Consider the following 15,532-nt stretch of genomic DNA (forward strand, 5'->3'; position numbering starts at 1 on the left):
TTGATTTTCGCCGGAAACGAGAACGAATTCCCTAAAGGATGCTGGGCCGATGACGTTAATCGGGCACGGGGACGACTGTCGATCGCATGCATCCGACATGCGACGCGCAGTCCGAAAATACAGCGCAGCAGGGGAACCAACTTGAACCGTCAGCAATCGTGGACGCGCACGGCCGCGCCCGGCGAGATCATCTACTCGGAGGGCTTCGCCGGCGAGCCCGTCATCTTTCTGATCGCCGACGGCAAGGTCGAGCTGTCGACGCGCTGCGAAGACAAGCGCGTCGTCGTCGCGACGCTCGGACGCGGCGAATTCTTCGGCGAATCCGCGCTGCTTGCATCCGAGCCGCGCGCGCATACGGCGAAGGCGCTGTCGTTCTGCCAGCTCACGGTCGTGCCGGCCGCGTTGCTCGACGAGGAAATCGAGCACGTGTCCGCGCTGCTCCGTCATGTCGTGCGCACGATGATCCGGCGCGTGAAGCGCAAGGACGACCAGCTTGCGACTTATACGCACGCGGATTTCATGCCGGGCGTGCTGTCGTATGCGCATGTGCTGTCGCTGATGGCGGGTGCCGACACGCGCGGCTCGGACGACGCGTGGTCACGCCGGCCGATGCAGGCGCAGGCGGCCGAGGCGTCGGTGCCGCTCGCGGACGTGATTCGCCGCTGTCGCGCGATCGCCGGCCATTCGCGCCCGCACGTGCTGGCGATGCTGCGCCGCATGGAGAAGCTCAATCTCGTCACGATCGAAGCCGCGCAGGCCGACCATGCCGGCGGCGCGGCCGATTACCCGGCGGCGTCGTCGGATGCGCGCCAGGTCGTCACGTTCGATGCCGCGCGCGTGATCGATCGCGCGCAGCAGGTTGCCGATCACGATCTCGACCTGTCGATCAACAGCGAGCTCGAACTGATCGAGCTGGCCGATCTCGAAGCGCTGATCGGTGTCGACCGGAAGCTGCTGCTCAACAAGCTGTCGCACGGCGAGATCGCCGATGAAGTGTTCGCGTTCCGCAAGTCGAAGGTGCTCGGTTACGTCGAGCAGAAGGGTGTCGCGTATTTCTCGCGTCGCAGCCCGCGCGCCGGCGGCGACGTGCGCGCGCTCGAGGATATCGTGTGGGTCGACCAGCGCACGCTGTTCGACGTGATCAGCGCATTCGATACGTACGATCTCGCGAAGCTGATCGCGAGCCTCGACGATCGCGCGGTGGCGGACAAGTTGTTCTCCGTGATGACGGAAGCGCGGCGCAACGAGGTGTCGTGGGTGATGCGCCGCGAGCTGAAGCTCGACCCGATCGAGATCGAGGAAATCGAACGGCGCGTGCTCGATGCGGTGCGCGCGGCCAAGGCACCGGCGGCGGGCGCGGCGCCCATGCCGCTGGCTTCATCCGACGCGTAACGCGCGGCCCGACCGGAGACACCTATGGACCTGTTGACCCTGGCCGGCGTGCTGCTCGGCGGCGCGGCTATCGTGTTCGGCTTCGCACTGGAAGGCGGACATTTTTCGATGCTGTTCCAGTTCGAGGCGCTCGTGATCGTGCTCGGCGGTACGCTCGGCGCGGTGATGATCCAGAACACGTGGGCGCGGTTCTTCGATGCGGTGAAGCAGTTGCGGCTCGCGTTCGTGCGGGCGCAGGAAGTCGACCGCAAACATCTGACCGACCTGCTGGAGTGGGGTGATCGCGCGAAGCTCGACGGGCTGCTCGCCTTCGAATCGATGGACGTGAGCGGCATCCATCCGTTCGCGCGGCGCGGGCTCGAGCTGCTCGCCAACGGTGTGTCGACCGCCGTGCTCGAAGACGCACTGCACCGCGAGCTCGACGCATACGAGCGCAGCCGGCTCGCGGCCGCGCGCGTGTGGCAGCAGGCCGGCGGCTATGCGCCGACGTTCGGCATTCTCGGCTCGGTGCTCGGGCTGGTCCAGGTGACGAGTCACATTCTCGAACCGGCACAGCTCGGGCCGGGCATCGCGGTCGCGTTCATCGCGACGCTCTACGGCCTCGCATTCGCGAACCTCGTGTTTCTACCGCTGTACGGCAAACTGCGCGCGCAGATCGACAGCGAGCTGCGGTTCCGCAAGCTGTATCTCGACGGCCTGCTCGCGATCTCGCGCAAGGAGTCGCCGCATACGATCGAGACGCGGCTGACCGGCGACGTGCGCGGCCGCGCGGCGGAGTCGCTCGCATGACGCACCGGGAGCTTCGACATGACCGCTCGAACTGACGGTGCACGGGCGGCGCCGGCCGCCGCCGATCGTGACGATGAAACGGAAGGCACGCAGTCCGGACGCTGGCTAATTTCCTATGCGGATCTCGTCACGACGCTGATGGTGCTGTTTCTCGCGTTGTACGTGCTGCAGCTCGCCAAATACAACGCGCTCGATGCGCGCTATCGGACGCTCGCGCGGCACGACAGCGTGACCGCAAGCGCGTCCGATGCAGCGGTGCCCGCGCGTGCGCCCGCATGGCTGGCCTCGCTCGACGCGCTGAAATCGAACGGGCGCATCTCGCTCGTGCGCGCGCCGCACGCGATCGAGATCGGCATCGACGCGAAGGTTCTGTTCAACGTCGGCGATGCGCGTTTGCTGCCCGATGCGACGCCGGTGCTGAGCCAGATCGCGCAGGCGCTGAGCGAGCATGCGACCGGCGACATTCTCGTCGAAGGGCACACCGACAACGTGCCGATCGCGAATGCGAAATACGAATCGAACTGGGAGTTGTCGTCCGCCCGGGCCGGCAGCGTCGTGCGCTATCTGGCCGATCGCGGCGTCGCGCCGCACCGGCTCGCTGCGATCGGGCGGGCTGATACGCAGCCGCTCGTGGCGGGCGACGACGCGTCCGCGCGGGCGCGCAACCGGCGCGTGACGATCTTCGTCGCCTATTGAGCGCGTGATCCTCGGCCACCGTGCGACGGACGGCCGTCGCCGACATATCCGATCCCGCATGACGAACATGTGAATCGCGCGATGCGATTCCGCGCGTGCCTGCCGATAACCCAAGCTGGCTCAGACCGAGCGGTTATCGAGGGTACCCCATGCATTTCTGGCGCAAGCTGTCCATTCAGAGCAAGCTGATTCTCAGCATGACGAGTTGCCTGCTCGTGTTCGTCGCGATCTCGAGCGGGTTGAGCGTTCGTCTGATCGGCAACGCCGTGCGCGATCGCATCGTTCGCGAGGAGTTGCCGACGGCCGTGAGCGGCATTCGCGCCGACGTGCAGCGGCAAATGGCCGGGCCGATCGCCGCGTCGCGCGTTCTCGCACGCGATGCGTTCCTGCTGCAATGGGAAGCCGACGGCGAACCCGACGCCGGCACGCGCAACTGGATCCAGCTGGCGACGAACGTGAAAGGCGAGCAGAAGGCGGCGTCCGTGCAATGGGTGTCGGTGAAGAGCGGCAACTACTACAACGAGGCCGGCCTGCAGCGCAAGGTCAGCGACAAGGATCGGTGGCTGACCGACTTCCTCGCATCGGGCAAGACTTACGACGTGAACATGGATCGCGAGGTCACGGCCGGCGGCTACATGATGTTCATCAACAGCCGCGTGGAACTCGACGGCACGCCGGTCGGCGCGACCGGCATGAGCCTGTCCGTCGATGCGCTCGCGAAGGGGATCGCCGCGTACCGGATCGGCGATACCGGGTTCGCGTATCTCGTGCGGCCCGACGGCGCGATCATGATGCATCGCGATACGTCGCTGATCGACGGCAAGCACTTCCTGAAGGACGAACCGGGGCTGCCCGGCGATGCATCGTCGACGCTGCTGGCCGGCAAGCCGTATGCATTCCTGGGCTATGACGGCGACGGCGGTGCGCGCTTCATCGCGACGTCGTTCATTCCGGAGCTGAATGCATACGTGGTCGTGGAGGTGCCGCAAGCCGAACTGCTCGGCCCCGTGACGCGTGCGATTCGCAGCGCGGCGCTGGTCGCCGCGATCGCGGGCCTCGGCGTCGCGCTGGTCGTGATCTGGCTGGTCGGGCGCGCGATCGCCGCGCCGATTCGCCGCGCGGCGACGCTGCTGTCGGAGATCGCGAGCGGGCAGGGCGACCTGACGCGCCGGATGACGGTCGAGAGCGAGGACGAGATCGGCCAGCTGTCGGACGCGTTCAACCGCTTCGTGTCGTCGTTGTCGACGCTGGTTCACCGGATTCGCGCGGCGTCCGCGTCGATCGCGACCGGGTCCGCGCAGATCGCGTCGGGCAATGCGGATCTCAGCGAGCGGACCGAAGGGCAGTCGAGCAACCTCGAGCGAACGGCTTCGTCGATGGAGGAAATCACGGCGGTCGTGCGCAACAACACCGAGACCGCGACGACGGCCGCGAAGCTGATCACCGGCGCATCCGATACGGCGATGCGCGGCGGGCACGTCGTGGGCGAAGTCGTGACGACGATGGAGCAGATCAGCGACGCATCGCAGCGCATCTCCGAGATCATCGTGATGATCGACAGCATCTCGTTCCAGACGAACATCCTCGCGTTGAATGCGGCGGTCGAGGCCGCGCGAGCCGGCGAGCAGGGACGCGGGTTCGCGGTCGTTGCGTCGGAAGTGCGCAACCTCGCGCAGCGCAGCGCGCAGGCGGCGAAGGAGATCAAGGCGTTGATCGAGCACAGCGCGGGGACGGTGAGCGCCGGGACGCGGCTCGTCGGCGAGGCCGGGGCGGTGATGCGCGACGTCGTATCGCAGGTGCAGGGCGTCAGCGCGATGATGAGCGAGATCGCCGAGGCGAGCCTCGAACAGAGCGCCGGCATCGACCAGATCGGCGACGCGGTGCAGTCGCTCGATCAGATGACACAGCAGAATGCGGCGCTGGTGGAGGAAAGCGCGGCGGCAGCCGAAAGCCTGCGGCAGCAGGCGGCGGAACTGACGCGACTCGTATCGGCATTCAAGGTGGATGAGTGAAGCGCGTGCGACGTTAGAATGATGCGCTTCTGAAGGCGTCGGCCGCGGGATCTGGCGGACGTCCTCGCTGTCGGCGCGGCGATCGCACGGCGCGATGCGACGAACGACGAGCGGCGACATCGCGCATCACTGCCCGTCGCGCCCGTCCGCATCTCGCCAGCCGATCCGTTTCAAGGCGACCGCAACGCCTGCAACCCGAGCGTGAGCGCGTTGAACGGCATCTCCGCGGCCCCCAGCGAAAAGCTCGTCGCGTTCGCGGTCGCCCCGGGCGAATGCATCAGCGCGTGAACGATCCGCTCGCTCGCATGCCCGTCGCCATACGGATTGCTCGCGCGTGCCATTTCCTCGTAAGCGCTCTCGCTGTCGAACAGCCGCGACGCTTCCCAGACGATTCGCTCCTGGTCCGTGCCGACGAGCCGCGCGGTGCCGGCCTGGATCGCTTCGGGCCGCTCGGTCGTCTCGCGCGTGACGAGCACCGGCTTGCCGAGCGCGGGCCCTTCCTCCTGGATGCCGCCCGAATCCGTGATGATGAAATGCGCGCGCGACATCAGGAATACGAATGAAAGATATTCCTGCGGTTCGATCAGGTAGATGTTCGGCACGCTGCCGAGCAGCGCGCGCGCCGGCTCGCGCACGTTCGGATTCAGGTGCAGCGGATAGACGAACTGTGCATCGCGATAGCGGTTCGCGAGCGCGCAGAGCGCCTCGCAGAAATGCCGAAACGGCTCGCCGAAGCTCTCGCGACGATGGCCGGTGATCAGCACGACGCGGCGGGACGGATCGAGAAAGGGAAAGCGCGCGGCGATCTTGTGGTTGAGCGCGGTGTCGCGGTCGAGCATGCGTTTGACGTCGTGCAGCGCATCGATCACGGTGTTGCCCGTCATCACGACCGCGCCAACCGGCACGCCTTCGCTGAACAGGTTGTCGCGCGCCTGGCCGGTCGGCGCGAAATGCCACGACGATACGGCATCGGTCACGCGACGATTCAATTCCTCGGGCCACGGCGACCAGATGTCGCCGCTGCGCAGGCCCGCTTCCACGTGCCCGACGGGCAAATAGCGGTAGAACGCCGCGAGGCTGACCGCCAGCGTCGTCGTCGTGTCGCCGTGCACAAGGACGACGTCGGGGCCGAAGTCGTCGAAGACGATCCCGATCGCCTGGAGAATGCCGGTCGTCACGTCGGTCAGCGTCTGGCCCTGGCGCATCAGGTTGAGATCGTAGTCGGGCTGGATGGCGAACAACGTGAGGACCTGATCCAGCATTTCCCGATGCTGGGCGGTAACGCAAACGCGGGCGTCGACATCCTTGCGCGACTTCAGCGCGCGGACGAGCGGCGCCATCTTGATGGCTTCCGGCCGAGTCCCGAATACAAGCAAGATCTTCTTCATCGTTATCCTCGTTGAGCATCTTCGCGCCGGAAGGCCCGGCACCCGGCGTCAAGCCTGGTTGCAGGCGACTCGTCCCGTCCTCTCATGCGGCCGCGCCGGCCGGCGTCGGCCGCGCGACATTCAGCGCAGGGGCGGGCGAGCGCACCGTTCTTGTCCGCGCGGTCTCCGCCGCGCAATCGTCGGACTACGGTCGTCCCCTTGCATCTGTTCCATCGCGTCACGTCATGAGCGTTCCTCACTGTGTCGATCGCCACGTCCTTGCGTCACACGATTCGCGTTGCCGCACGCCGTCGCACCGGGAAGGTGATCCCGCTTTCGATACAGCAATATTCAAACCAGCGGCCCGTGCGTCCGGCTCCGATTCGCGCGGCACGCGCGGTTCGTTGCGGAACGTTTCACAACTGCTACGGACGCCGCATTGGTGAAGCGGCGCGATACAGATAAACGGGCGACCATTCGCGCGGGGCGGTCTGACTGCGTCATTCGAAGAATCGCGGTGCGGCTCGAGCGTCGACTGCCCCTCGAACGGCGTCCATCTTTCGAAGCGCTTTGAATCGCTTCGCTATGCGAATTTCGTCTGGGCAATGAAAGGTGTGTCGCCAATGGTCCGCATCGGATCACGGACGAATGATTCGTCCGTCGCACCGTATCGTCAGCGCTGCCCGAGCCGACAGGCCGGAAATGTTGCGTATCTGTAACGCGCGGCCCGAATGCGGCGGGCGGGCCCGCACGATGGCCTTCCGGCGCGCACCGCAGCGATGGCGTGCACCTTGCCCGGCCGTGGTCAGCGCGATGGCGATTCGCGACTGACCGCGTCTCGAAGCCGCATCGCGCGACGCAGCACTCGTGCGATGAACAGACGATTCGCCGCGCAACGCGAACGGATCGCGATGCCGATGGCCCATGCAGTGCCAAAAGCTGATTCGCCGGTGAATCAAAAACGCCCGGCCGCCGCTCCGGCCGTGCCCGCTGCCTGAACGCGAGCCCTTGCCGCACGGGGCACGGCGGCCGATGGCTCGCCGCTTGCTTGTTCTCGGCGGACACGTGCGTTCCGACATGTTCCAACGACAGCCTGCGAACCGGGACGCCAAAGCAACGAATCCGGGAAGCGGCACCGCACTTTCGTCCGGCGAGGAAAACGTTCGCACTTGCACGACGAACGTGCGGCCGCTTCCCATTCACATCGGCGCGATTCACGGCCCGGGCACGAACGCACGGCCGCCGTCGTCGCCGGCTCGGGGGCCAGGACATGAAGAACCGTCGGACGGTGTCGCTCTGCGTCGAAGGCATCCTGCTGTTGATCGTGCTGGCCTGCTCGCAGGTCGTGCACGACACCGCATCGCGCCCGTTCGCCGAGGCGGTGCGCATCGGCGTGCCCGCTGCCGGCGCGGCCGAACGTAGCGCCGCCTATGCCGGGGCCGCGCCGCGCGCGGTGCGCGCGCCGACCGAAGCGGACGCGCTGCTCGAAACGGCGCCGGCCGATACCGCACCGGTGGCGTTCGATCCCGATGTGCTGCTCGTCCCCTGTGTCGCGTACCTGTGGCTGTTCACGCTCCTGACTTGCGTCTATGCGGCGCGGCATTACGTGTTCAGTCTCGACCGTCTGTTCAAGCCGCAGCGCGCGCCTTATCGGGCGGTTACCCACGGCGATTGGCCGCGGCTCACTGTATTCGTCGCCGCGCACAACGAAGAAGCGGTCGTCGTCGATTGCCTGATGGCCCTGCTCGCGACGACCTATCCGCGCGACCGGCTGACGATCATTCCGGTCAACGACCGCTCGACCGACAACACGCGCGCACTGATCGACGAAGTGCGGGCGCTCGCCCCCGAGCTCATCAAGCCGTTTCACCGCGAGAGCGGCAAGCCCGGCAAGGCGGCCGCGCTGAAGGACGCGTTGCGCTTCATCCGCGGCGACATCATGGTGGTGTTCGATGCCGATTACCTGCCGCGTCCCGGATTGTTGAAGGAACTCGTCGCGCCGTTCTTCGATCCCGAAGTCGGCGCGGTGATGGGCCGCGTCGTGCCGCAGAACGCCGACAGCAACCTGCTCGCGCGGTTGCTCGATCTCGAGCGCGCGGGTGGCTATCAGGTCAACCAGCAGGCGCGCAACAACCTGAACCTCGTGCCGCAGTACGGCGGCACGGTCGGCGGCATCCGCAAGAGCGCGCTCGATGCGGTCGGCGGCTGGTGCGACGACATGCTCGCCGAGGATACCGACATGACCTATCGGCTGCTGTTGAGCGACTGGCGCACGGTGTATCTGAACCACGCGGAATGCTATGAGGAAGTGCCCGAGCGCTGGGCGGTGCGCGCGCGGCAACTGACGCGCTGGGCGAAGGGGCACAACCAGACGCTGCTGCGCTATCTCGGCCCGGTATTGCGCAATCCGCTGATCTCGCGGCGCTGCCGGCTGGACGGCGCACTGCTGCTCGGCGTGTTCCTGATGCCCGCGCTGCTCTCGATCGCGTGGGGCACCGCGATCACGCTCTATCTGCTCAACGGCGTCAACTCGACGACGCTCGGTCTGATCGTTTCGCTGTTCGCACTGTTCGCGTTCAGCACTTTCGGCAACTTCGGCGTGTTCTTCGAAATCGTCGTCGCCGCGCGGCTCGACGGTCGCGCGACGCGCCTGCGGCTGGTGCCGGTCAACGTGGTCGGCTTTTGCGTGACGATCGCGGCCGTGGTCTCTGCGCTTTGGGGGCTCGTGCTCGACGCCGCGTTGCGCCGCGAACTGAAATGGGACAAGACCGAGCGTTTTCGCCGGCAACTGAAACCGGGACGGTGAACGATGACGACCTTCAATGTGATGGTGCCGGTGGCTGGCGTGCTGAGCCTGCCGTTCCTGCCGCTGCTGCACGAGTTGATCCGGCGCAGCGACGTGGCGGCGCTGCCGATCGGCGACGGGCCGTTCGTCGACCAGGCGCTGCTCGCCGCGCGCTGGCGCGATGCGCTGCGCGTGCACGCGGGCGCAGCGCGGCCGGCCGATTCGTCCGCGCAGCCGCCGTGGCACGCGCTCGGGCTCGTGGTGCGGCATGACGACGAGATCCGCATCGTGCGCGACGCGCATTGCGACGACGTGCTGTATGCGGATCGCACGATCGCGCTCGATCGCGGCGCGCGGGCGACGTATGCGTTCGCCGAGCAGCGCATCGACGTTCATGCCGGCGCGACGATCGGCATGCTCGCGCACGCGCCGCATATCGACGTCGACAGCGCGGTGCTGCGTGGCGTGGTGGTGGGCGGGATGGTGCACCTGCACGGCGCCGGCGGCTTCGCGTGCCTGTACGGCGAGCCGATCGTTTTCGGCAACGCGCCGGTGCCGCCGGCAGACGATGCGGCGGTCGCACCGCGCCGCGCGATCTCGCTGACGCGCCACTTTTCCAGAATGCCGCATCGCTACGTGCACGGGCGCTATCTGCTGCCCTGCGACGTGCGTCTGCCCGCACATACGGTCGTGCAGGGCAACCTCGTCGTGGACGGCACCCTGGTGCTCGGCGACGGCTGCGTGTTGCGCGGCAGCGTCAAGGCGCATCGCGTCGAGCTCGAGCGCCACGCATTGCTGCACGGTTCGGTGTTCGCGCGGGACGACGTGCTGCTTGCCAGCGGCAGCTGCATCGACGGCGTCGTGTCGGCCGGGGGCCTGCTGCGCCTGACCGGCGCGCGCATCGGCGCAGCCGGCCATCCTGTCAGCGCGTGCGCGCGCGATGTCTCGGTCGTCGGCCACGCGTGCGTGCACGGCGATCTCGTCGCATGCCGCAGCGGCTGGTTCCACGCATCCCGTTAAGGAGCGCCTCCATGTCCGATCGTTCCCGCCGGCGCGGCTCGCGCGCACAGGTCGCCGCACTGGCGGTGCTGTGCGGCGTTGCCGTCGGCCCGCTGCCGGTGCGCGCGGCGCAGCCGGATGATGCCGGCGTGCCGGCGCCCGCTCCGTCCCCCGACGCCGCCGCGCCCGTCATCGTGCCGCGCACCCTCGACGCGCCCGCGTTCGTGCGCGTGTCCGCCGACGGTTTGCCGGACGGCACGCAGCTCGCCGAATTCTCGCCTGACGATACGAACCGGCCGCCGTTGCCCGATGCCGTGATCGCGCACGTGCAGGCGCCGAGCGAACCGCATGCGGAGATGTCGCTCGGCGTGTCCAGCGCGCACCTGACGCACGGGTATGGCGACTGGTACGGCGTGCACGTGCGCGGCGTCTATCAGGACGGCGGCCGCACGCTACTCGGCGAGCTGGCGCAACTGCATCGCTTCGGCGAAAACACGCAGCTCGGCGCACTGACGTATGTGCAGGACGTCGGACCGGACTGGTTCGGCGGCATCGGTTTTTCCGGCACCACGTCAGGGACGATCCTGCCGAGCGCGCGCGTCGATCTCTCGATCAATCGCAAGCTGCTGTCCAACCGGTCGCTGATCGTGTCGCTGGGCGCTGGCTATGCATGGAACCGCAGCGGCCACCGGGATCAGCTGTATCACGCCGGCTTGATCTGGTATGCGCTGCCGAAGTGGATCTTCGAGGCGGGGACGAACTATACGGTCGATTCGCCGGGCTCGGTGAAGGCGCCGCAATACTACGGCGCCGTCACCTACGGCGAGGTCGGGAAGAGCGTGATCGTGCTGCGTGGCGGGTTCGGCCGCGAGGCGTACCAGGTCACCGGATCCGGTGCTCAGATCGCCGATTTCCGCAGTCACGAGGTGATCGCGAAATGGCGCTACTGGTTCACGCGCAAGTGGGGCACGCAGGTCGAGTTCGACTATTACCATAACCCCTACTATTCACGGGTCGGCGGCGAGCTGAGCGTGTTCTATCGCTGGTAACGGGAACGGGCGCCATGCAGACGCATCCCGTCCGTCCAGCCGTCGACCGTTCTCTGCGGACCCACCCGCATCCGCAGCGCTGGCTGATGTCGATCGTCTTGCTCACGCCGATGCTCTATGCGTCGCTGTGGCTCGGTCTGCCGCTCGCGTGGCGCTACTGGCGTGCGGTCATGGCGTGGGGCGCGCACGAGATCGATCCGGCACTGCACGTAATCGTGATCGGCTACCCGCCCGATGCGCCGCGCGTCCCGCTGCTGTCGATCGACCTCGCCGCCCGGATGCCGAGCGGGACGCAGCTGGCCGTGACCGCCGCGCTGTGCGCGGCCGGCTTCGCCGCGTCGTTCTTCCGGCGTGCGAACTGGTTGCCCGTTGCATATCTGTTACGTATCGCGAGCTTCACGCAGCTGCTGATCTGCGCGTATTTCTGGCTCGCGCCGGGTGCATTCCCGTACGTGCCGATGCTGCATCTGCGCGACATGTTCGTGCTGCACGGCGCGGCCATTACGCTGATTCCGCTGGTGATGGCGGCGCTTTACTATCCGCTCGATTTCACGCCGCTGCAAAAGCTCGGCGCTTCGCTCCTCGTGCTTGGCTACTTCGTGTTCGCACTGCCGTTCGTGATGCTGCTGCATGCGGCCGTCATCCATCATGGTTCGTTGCTGTTCCTGCCGTTCTGCTATTTCCTGCTCGGCGGCCCGCTGCTGATCGGCCTGCTCGTCACGCTCTACACCTACTGCGCGAGCTGGCCCGGTTCGCTGACGAATCCGTCCGACGATTCGCGCGAAACGCCGCCGTATCAGTGATGAAACGATTCGGCCGCGTTTTTCGCCGCACCGCACGGCACGCGACGCACGGAGCGAGCACGACAGGGCTTCCGGAGCCAATGGCACGTTGTTCGCTTCTCCGTCCGTGTCGCATCGATTCCTTTTCGACGAAGAAAACGGCCCGGCCGCCGCTGGCCCGCGTCGTTCGATGCTCGACGAACTGGGCAGCCGCACACATCTACCGGGCAAGGTGGGCCGAGCTGGCGGCGCGCTCATCGCTGCTGTGGCGCCACCCATTCCTTAAGCGAGGAGCACACCATGTTGGCAAAGTCAGGCAAGTTCTTGCGGATCCTGTTAGCGCTATTCGCGCTGGCGTTCGCATTCAGTCCGGGCGGCGTTCAAGCAGCCACCAACCAGCTTCTGCTGTTGGTGCCCGACACGCTGACGCTGCCTGATTCCCGCGTGTCCGCGTGGCTCGATACGGCACAGGAAGAGGGGTTGCAGATCACGGTCATGACCGACAGCCAGTTCATGGCCGCCGGCGCTTCGCTGTCGCAGTATCCGGGCCTGATCCTGCCGGATCAGGTTCATACGACGGCCGCCGACGCGCTCGTGACGGCGATCCAGAACTACGCGCTGAACGGCGGCAAGGTGATGCTTGTCTACGATTTCGGCGTACTGAATTCCGCCGGCTTCTATGTGAGCCCGAAGTCTCGTTTCAGCAACATGGTCGGTGTCGATTACGTGTTGTACGACCAATACGGCGGCAACATGATCGGCCTTGGCAACGTGACGGGCATGAGCAGCTGGCTGCGCACGCTGCAGGTGCCCCCCGGCAAGTCGATGGCATGGACGACGACTTCGGCGACCACGGCCGCCAGCCCTACGACCTCGCTTGCGTCGACGAGCAGCTCCGGCTCGTCGACGACGTCGGCGTCGACATCGACATCGACAGCGACGTCGGGCAGCGCGCTGTTCCTGGCCGCCAGCCCGTCGAACCCGGGCGGCCTCGCGAATTACAACCACAATGCGTGGTTCCAGTACACGACGCCTCCCACGGGCAGCGGCGTGCTGAGCCAGACACTCCCGAAGCTGACCGGCACCGTCACCGGCAAACTGAAGAAGACGACCACGTATAGCGCCGGCTCGCTGCTGAGCACCGCGACCGGCAAGACGGCCAACACGCTTGCGTCCACGCTGGCGACCACGACCGACACGCTCGAAGGCATCTCCGGCTACGTGTACGGCTTCCTGACCTACCCGAGCTTCGTCACGCAGGGCACGTATTCCGGCACGACGATCCTGACGTCGCCGACGTTCGGGCTGGTGTCGGGCTACAACCCGTACGGCAACGGCGGCGTGCTGTTCGTCAACTTGCCGCTCGCCTACCTCGACGGCCAGACCGACGGCATGCTGATCCACGGCTACCTGCATTATTTCGGCACGCAGATGCTGAACCTGCCGTCGCTGTCGCCGCTGCCGAAGGCGCAGGCCGGCCTCGTGTTCAACTGGCACTTCTGCGCGGGCGACCAGATCCAGCCGGCGCTCTACCTGAAGAGCCTCGGCGTGTGGAACAACGGACCGTTCTCGCTCGTGATTACCGCCGGCCCCGACGAAGCGACGTTCGGCGACGGCAACGGCATCAATCTCGCGAACAACCCGACCGCGCAGAATCTCGTGAAGTATTTCGTGAGCAAGGGCCAGCACGTCGGCAGTCACGGCGGCTGGATCCACGACTACTGGGGCGCGAATGCGAGTGAAACCAACGCGAGCACGTTCACGCAGTACCTCGTGATGAACCATCAGGCGGTCCAGGCCGCGACCGGCCTGCCGGATGTCGAGTACGCGGCACCGGAAGGCAACACGCCGACCTGGTCGGTGAACTGGCTCGAAAGCAATGGCTTCAACGGGTACTACTTCACCGGTCATACCGGCTCGGCACCGACCCGCGCATACCGCAACGGCGCGATGCTGAACCCGGGCCTGTGGGCTTACCCCGTGATGCCGTTCGGCAAGTACGCGACGTTCGAGGAGTTCCAGCAATACGCGGTGCCGACGACCGACGTGAACAACTGGTACGCCGCGCTGATGAACTTCGTCGTCGCGAACCGCACGAGCCGCCTGATCTACGCGCACCCGCTCGGCGCGTCGTCCTATACGTCGACGCTGTCCGCGATCTTCTCGCAAGCCAATACGCTGAAGCTGACCGGGCAGTTCCGCTGGTACACGATGACCGATATAACGACCTTCGACCGGGCGCGCCTGAACGTCACGTGGTCGGCCACCGACACGGGTAGCGGCTGGGCATTCTCCGCCAGCCACCCGACGAGCCTGACGAACATGACGTGGCTGCTGCCGAAGGCAGCGTATGGGTTGCCGATCATCACGCAAGGCAGTGGCAGCGTGAGTATCACCGACTCGACGTACTGGCTCGTGACCGCGAACAGCGGCACCAGCCTGAAGTTCACCAGCGCCAAGGTGCACTGACCCGCAACGTCGAACCACTCGCCGGCGCGCGACGCGGCCAACGCCGCGCCCGGCGGGAATTGCGCAGGACTACCGCGCAGGAGCCCCCGATCATGAACCGGCCCGCGCTTTTCCCGGCCGCACGCGCGTGCGTGGCGGCCCTTGTCAGGTTGTGCCATGCATGGCGCGTTGCCTGCTGCGTCGCCGCGTGCTGCGCCATGACGCACGCGGGCGCCGCGGAACTTCAGCTGAACGGGCTGTATCAACGCCCGGACGGCGCGATTACCGTACGCCTGAACGGCGCCGGCATCGATCCATATTTCGCGGCGAAGGCGCTGCTTGCCGCCGCCGACACCCGGATGGACGCCCGCCAGGCCGCGCTTGCGTGGATCGCATGGGTGTTGCCGCGCCAGCGTCTCGACGGCGGCTTCGACCGTTACTGCGTGAAGGCAGGGGTGGCTGCATCGTGCGCGGAAGCCGATGCGGACGACGCGATGATGGCGACCTGGATCGAGCTGCTCGCGCGTTTTGCGCCTCCCGACGGGATGCCGACTTCCTGGGAACTGAGCCTTAACCGCGCGGGCGCGCACCTGGACACGTTGCTCGACAAGGCGAGCGGCGTCTATCAGATCTCGTCGACGCTGCATGTCGCGCTGCTGATGGACAACGTCGAGGTGCACAGCGCGTTCCAGGCGCTCGCCGCGTATTACGTGCGACGCGGCGATTACGCGCGTGCGGGGCCGTGGAGCCAGCGCGCCGACCGGCTGTCGTCCGCGATCGTCAAGGTGTTCTGGCGCGGCACGCAATCCGGCTTTCGCGCAAGCACGCAGAAGATCAGTGACACGAGCTTCTATCCGGCGAAAGTCGCGCAGATCTTCCCGATCCTGTCCGGCATCCAGGTGCCCGATCAGTCGAACGAGACGATTTATGCGCAGTGGATGCAGAAGTACGGCAGGACGTGGATGCAACTGGCCGGCTCCGATTTTCCGTGGGGGCTGATCGCGCTGGTCGCATTCAAGATGAACGACTGGGGCACCGTCGCCTGCTGGTATGCGCGCTCGGGCCCGTACCGTCATGGCGCGCACTGGAACGTACTGGAGGAGGCGTTGTACCTGGCATTCGAAAGCCGGATGGCCGACCCGCTTGCGCCCGCCACATGCGGGTTCACGACGGCGGAGGTAACGGTGAGCGGGTCGCGCTGACACGACGGCGC

General features: G+C 66.6%; 11 protein-coding genes. 10 read left to right on the plus strand and 1 reads right to left on the minus strand.

Translation table 11 applies throughout. From position 1 onward, the window contains the following. Nucleotides 1-141 precede the first annotated feature (141 nt). The 4 genes from WS51_RS02185 (at nucleotide 142) to WS51_RS02200 (ending at nucleotide 4,889) form a co-directional block, all read left to right on the plus strand. Nucleotides 142-1,392, plus strand: a complete 1,251-nt coding sequence (locus WS51_RS02185; protein ID WP_069228532.1) for a Crp/Fnr family transcriptional regulator — start codon at nucleotides 142-144, stop codon at nucleotides 1,390-1,392. 24 nt (nucleotides 1,393-1,416) lie between these two features. Next, nucleotides 1,417-2,181: a flagellar motor protein gene (locus WS51_RS02190; protein WP_059448808.1), complete on the plus strand. Its 765-nt coding sequence runs from the start codon at nucleotides 1,417-1,419 to the stop codon at nucleotides 2,179-2,181. An 18-nt stretch (nucleotides 2,182-2,199) separates the two neighbouring features. Continuing rightward, complete coding sequence (locus WS51_RS02195; RefSeq protein WP_059448807.1) at nucleotides 2,200-2,877, plus strand: OmpA/MotB family protein; 678 nt, start codon at nucleotides 2,200-2,202, stop codon at nucleotides 2,875-2,877. Between the two features lie 149 nt (nucleotides 2,878-3,026). Next, nucleotides 3,027-4,889, plus strand: coding sequence for a methyl-accepting chemotaxis protein (locus WS51_RS02200; protein ID WP_059503735.1), 1,863 nt, complete (start codon nucleotides 3,027-3,029; stop codon nucleotides 4,887-4,889). Between the two features lie 170 nt (nucleotides 4,890-5,059). Here the strand turns inward: WS51_RS02200 and wecB are convergent, their stop codons facing one another. After that, a complete protein-coding gene (gene wecB / locus WS51_RS02205) occupies nucleotides 5,060-6,277 on the minus strand; it encodes a non-hydrolyzing UDP-N-acetylglucosamine 2-epimerase (protein ID WP_059448805.1) in 1,218 nt (405 codons plus the stop codon). A gap of 1,249 nt (nucleotides 6,278-7,526) precedes the next feature. On the opposite strand from wecB, the gene WS51_RS02210 reads away from it, so the two are divergent. From WS51_RS02210 to WS51_RS02235, 6 genes are all read left to right on the plus strand, one after another. Beyond that, nucleotides 7,527-9,062 (plus strand): glycosyltransferase family 2 protein, encoded by a 1,536-nt coding sequence (locus tag WS51_RS02210; protein WP_069228533.1) that lies wholly within the window; start codon nucleotides 7,527-7,529, stop codon nucleotides 9,060-9,062. Between the two features lie 3 nt (nucleotides 9,063-9,065). Then, the gene (locus tag WS51_RS02215) at nucleotides 9,066-10,061 is read left to right on the plus strand and encodes a bactofilin family protein (RefSeq protein WP_059868501.1); all 996 of its coding nucleotides are present in this window, start codon (nucleotides 9,066-9,068) and stop codon (nucleotides 10,059-10,061) included. A gap of 11 nt (nucleotides 10,062-10,072) precedes the next feature. Next, complete coding sequence (locus WS51_RS02220) at nucleotides 10,073-11,089, plus strand: YaiO family outer membrane beta-barrel protein (RefSeq protein ID WP_069228534.1); 1,017 nt, start codon at nucleotides 10,073-10,075, stop codon at nucleotides 11,087-11,089. 14 nt (nucleotides 11,090-11,103) lie between these two features. Beyond that, entirely contained in the window at nucleotides 11,104-11,892 is a 789-nt protein-coding gene (locus WS51_RS02225) for a hypothetical protein (RefSeq protein ID WP_059542802.1), read from the plus strand. A gap of 279 nt (nucleotides 11,893-12,171) precedes the next feature. Then, nucleotides 12,172-14,340, plus strand: coding sequence for a polysaccharide deacetylase family protein (locus WS51_RS02230; protein WP_069228535.1), 2,169 nt, complete (start codon nucleotides 12,172-12,174; stop codon nucleotides 14,338-14,340). A gap of 92 nt (nucleotides 14,341-14,432) precedes the next feature. Continuing rightward, on the plus strand, nucleotides 14,433-15,521 hold the full coding sequence (locus WS51_RS02235; protein ID WP_069228536.1) for a hypothetical protein: 1,089 nt from the start codon (nucleotides 14,433-14,435) through the stop codon (nucleotides 15,519-15,521). Nucleotides 15,522-15,532 lie beyond the last annotated feature (11 nt).

Source organism: Burkholderia territorii (assembly GCF_001718335.1).
Taxonomy (GTDB): domain Bacteria; phylum Pseudomonadota; class Gammaproteobacteria; order Burkholderiales; family Burkholderiaceae; genus Burkholderia; species Burkholderia territorii.

What these genes read in the sequence shown, in the direction of transcription:
- WS51_RS02230 (WP_069228535.1), top strand. Translation starts at nt 12,172, where the DNA reads ATGTTGGCAAAGTCAGGCAAGTTCTTGCGGATCCTGTTAGCGCTATTC.
- WS51_RS02235 (WP_069228536.1), top strand. Translation starts at nt 14,433, where the DNA reads ATGAACCGGCCCGCGCTTTTCCCGGCCGCACGCGCGTGCGTGGCGGCC.
- WS51_RS02225 (WP_059542802.1), top strand. Translation starts at nt 11,104, where the DNA reads ATGCAGACGCATCCCGTCCGTCCAGCCGTCGACCGTTCTCTGCGGACC.
- WS51_RS02195 (WP_059448807.1), top strand. Translation starts at nt 2,200, where the DNA reads ATGACCGCTCGAACTGACGGTGCACGGGCGGCGCCGGCCGCCGCCGAT.
- WS51_RS02190 (WP_059448808.1), top strand. Translation starts at nt 1,417, where the DNA reads ATGGACCTGTTGACCCTGGCCGGCGTGCTGCTCGGCGGCGCGGCTATC.
- WS51_RS02200 (WP_059503735.1), top strand. Translation starts at nt 3,027, where the DNA reads ATGCATTTCTGGCGCAAGCTGTCCATTCAGAGCAAGCTGATTCTCAGC.
- WS51_RS02220 (WP_069228534.1), top strand. Translation starts at nt 10,073, where the DNA reads ATGTCCGATCGTTCCCGCCGGCGCGGCTCGCGCGCACAGGTCGCCGCA.
- WS51_RS02215 (WP_059868501.1), top strand. Translation starts at nt 9,066, where the DNA reads ATGACGACCTTCAATGTGATGGTGCCGGTGGCTGGCGTGCTGAGCCTG.
- wecB (WP_059448805.1), bottom strand. Translation starts at nt 6,277, where the DNA reads ATGAAGAAGATCTTGCTTGTATTCGGGACTCGGCCGGAAGCCATCAAG.
- WS51_RS02210 (WP_069228533.1), top strand. Translation starts at nt 7,527, where the DNA reads ATGAAGAACCGTCGGACGGTGTCGCTCTGCGTCGAAGGCATCCTGCTG.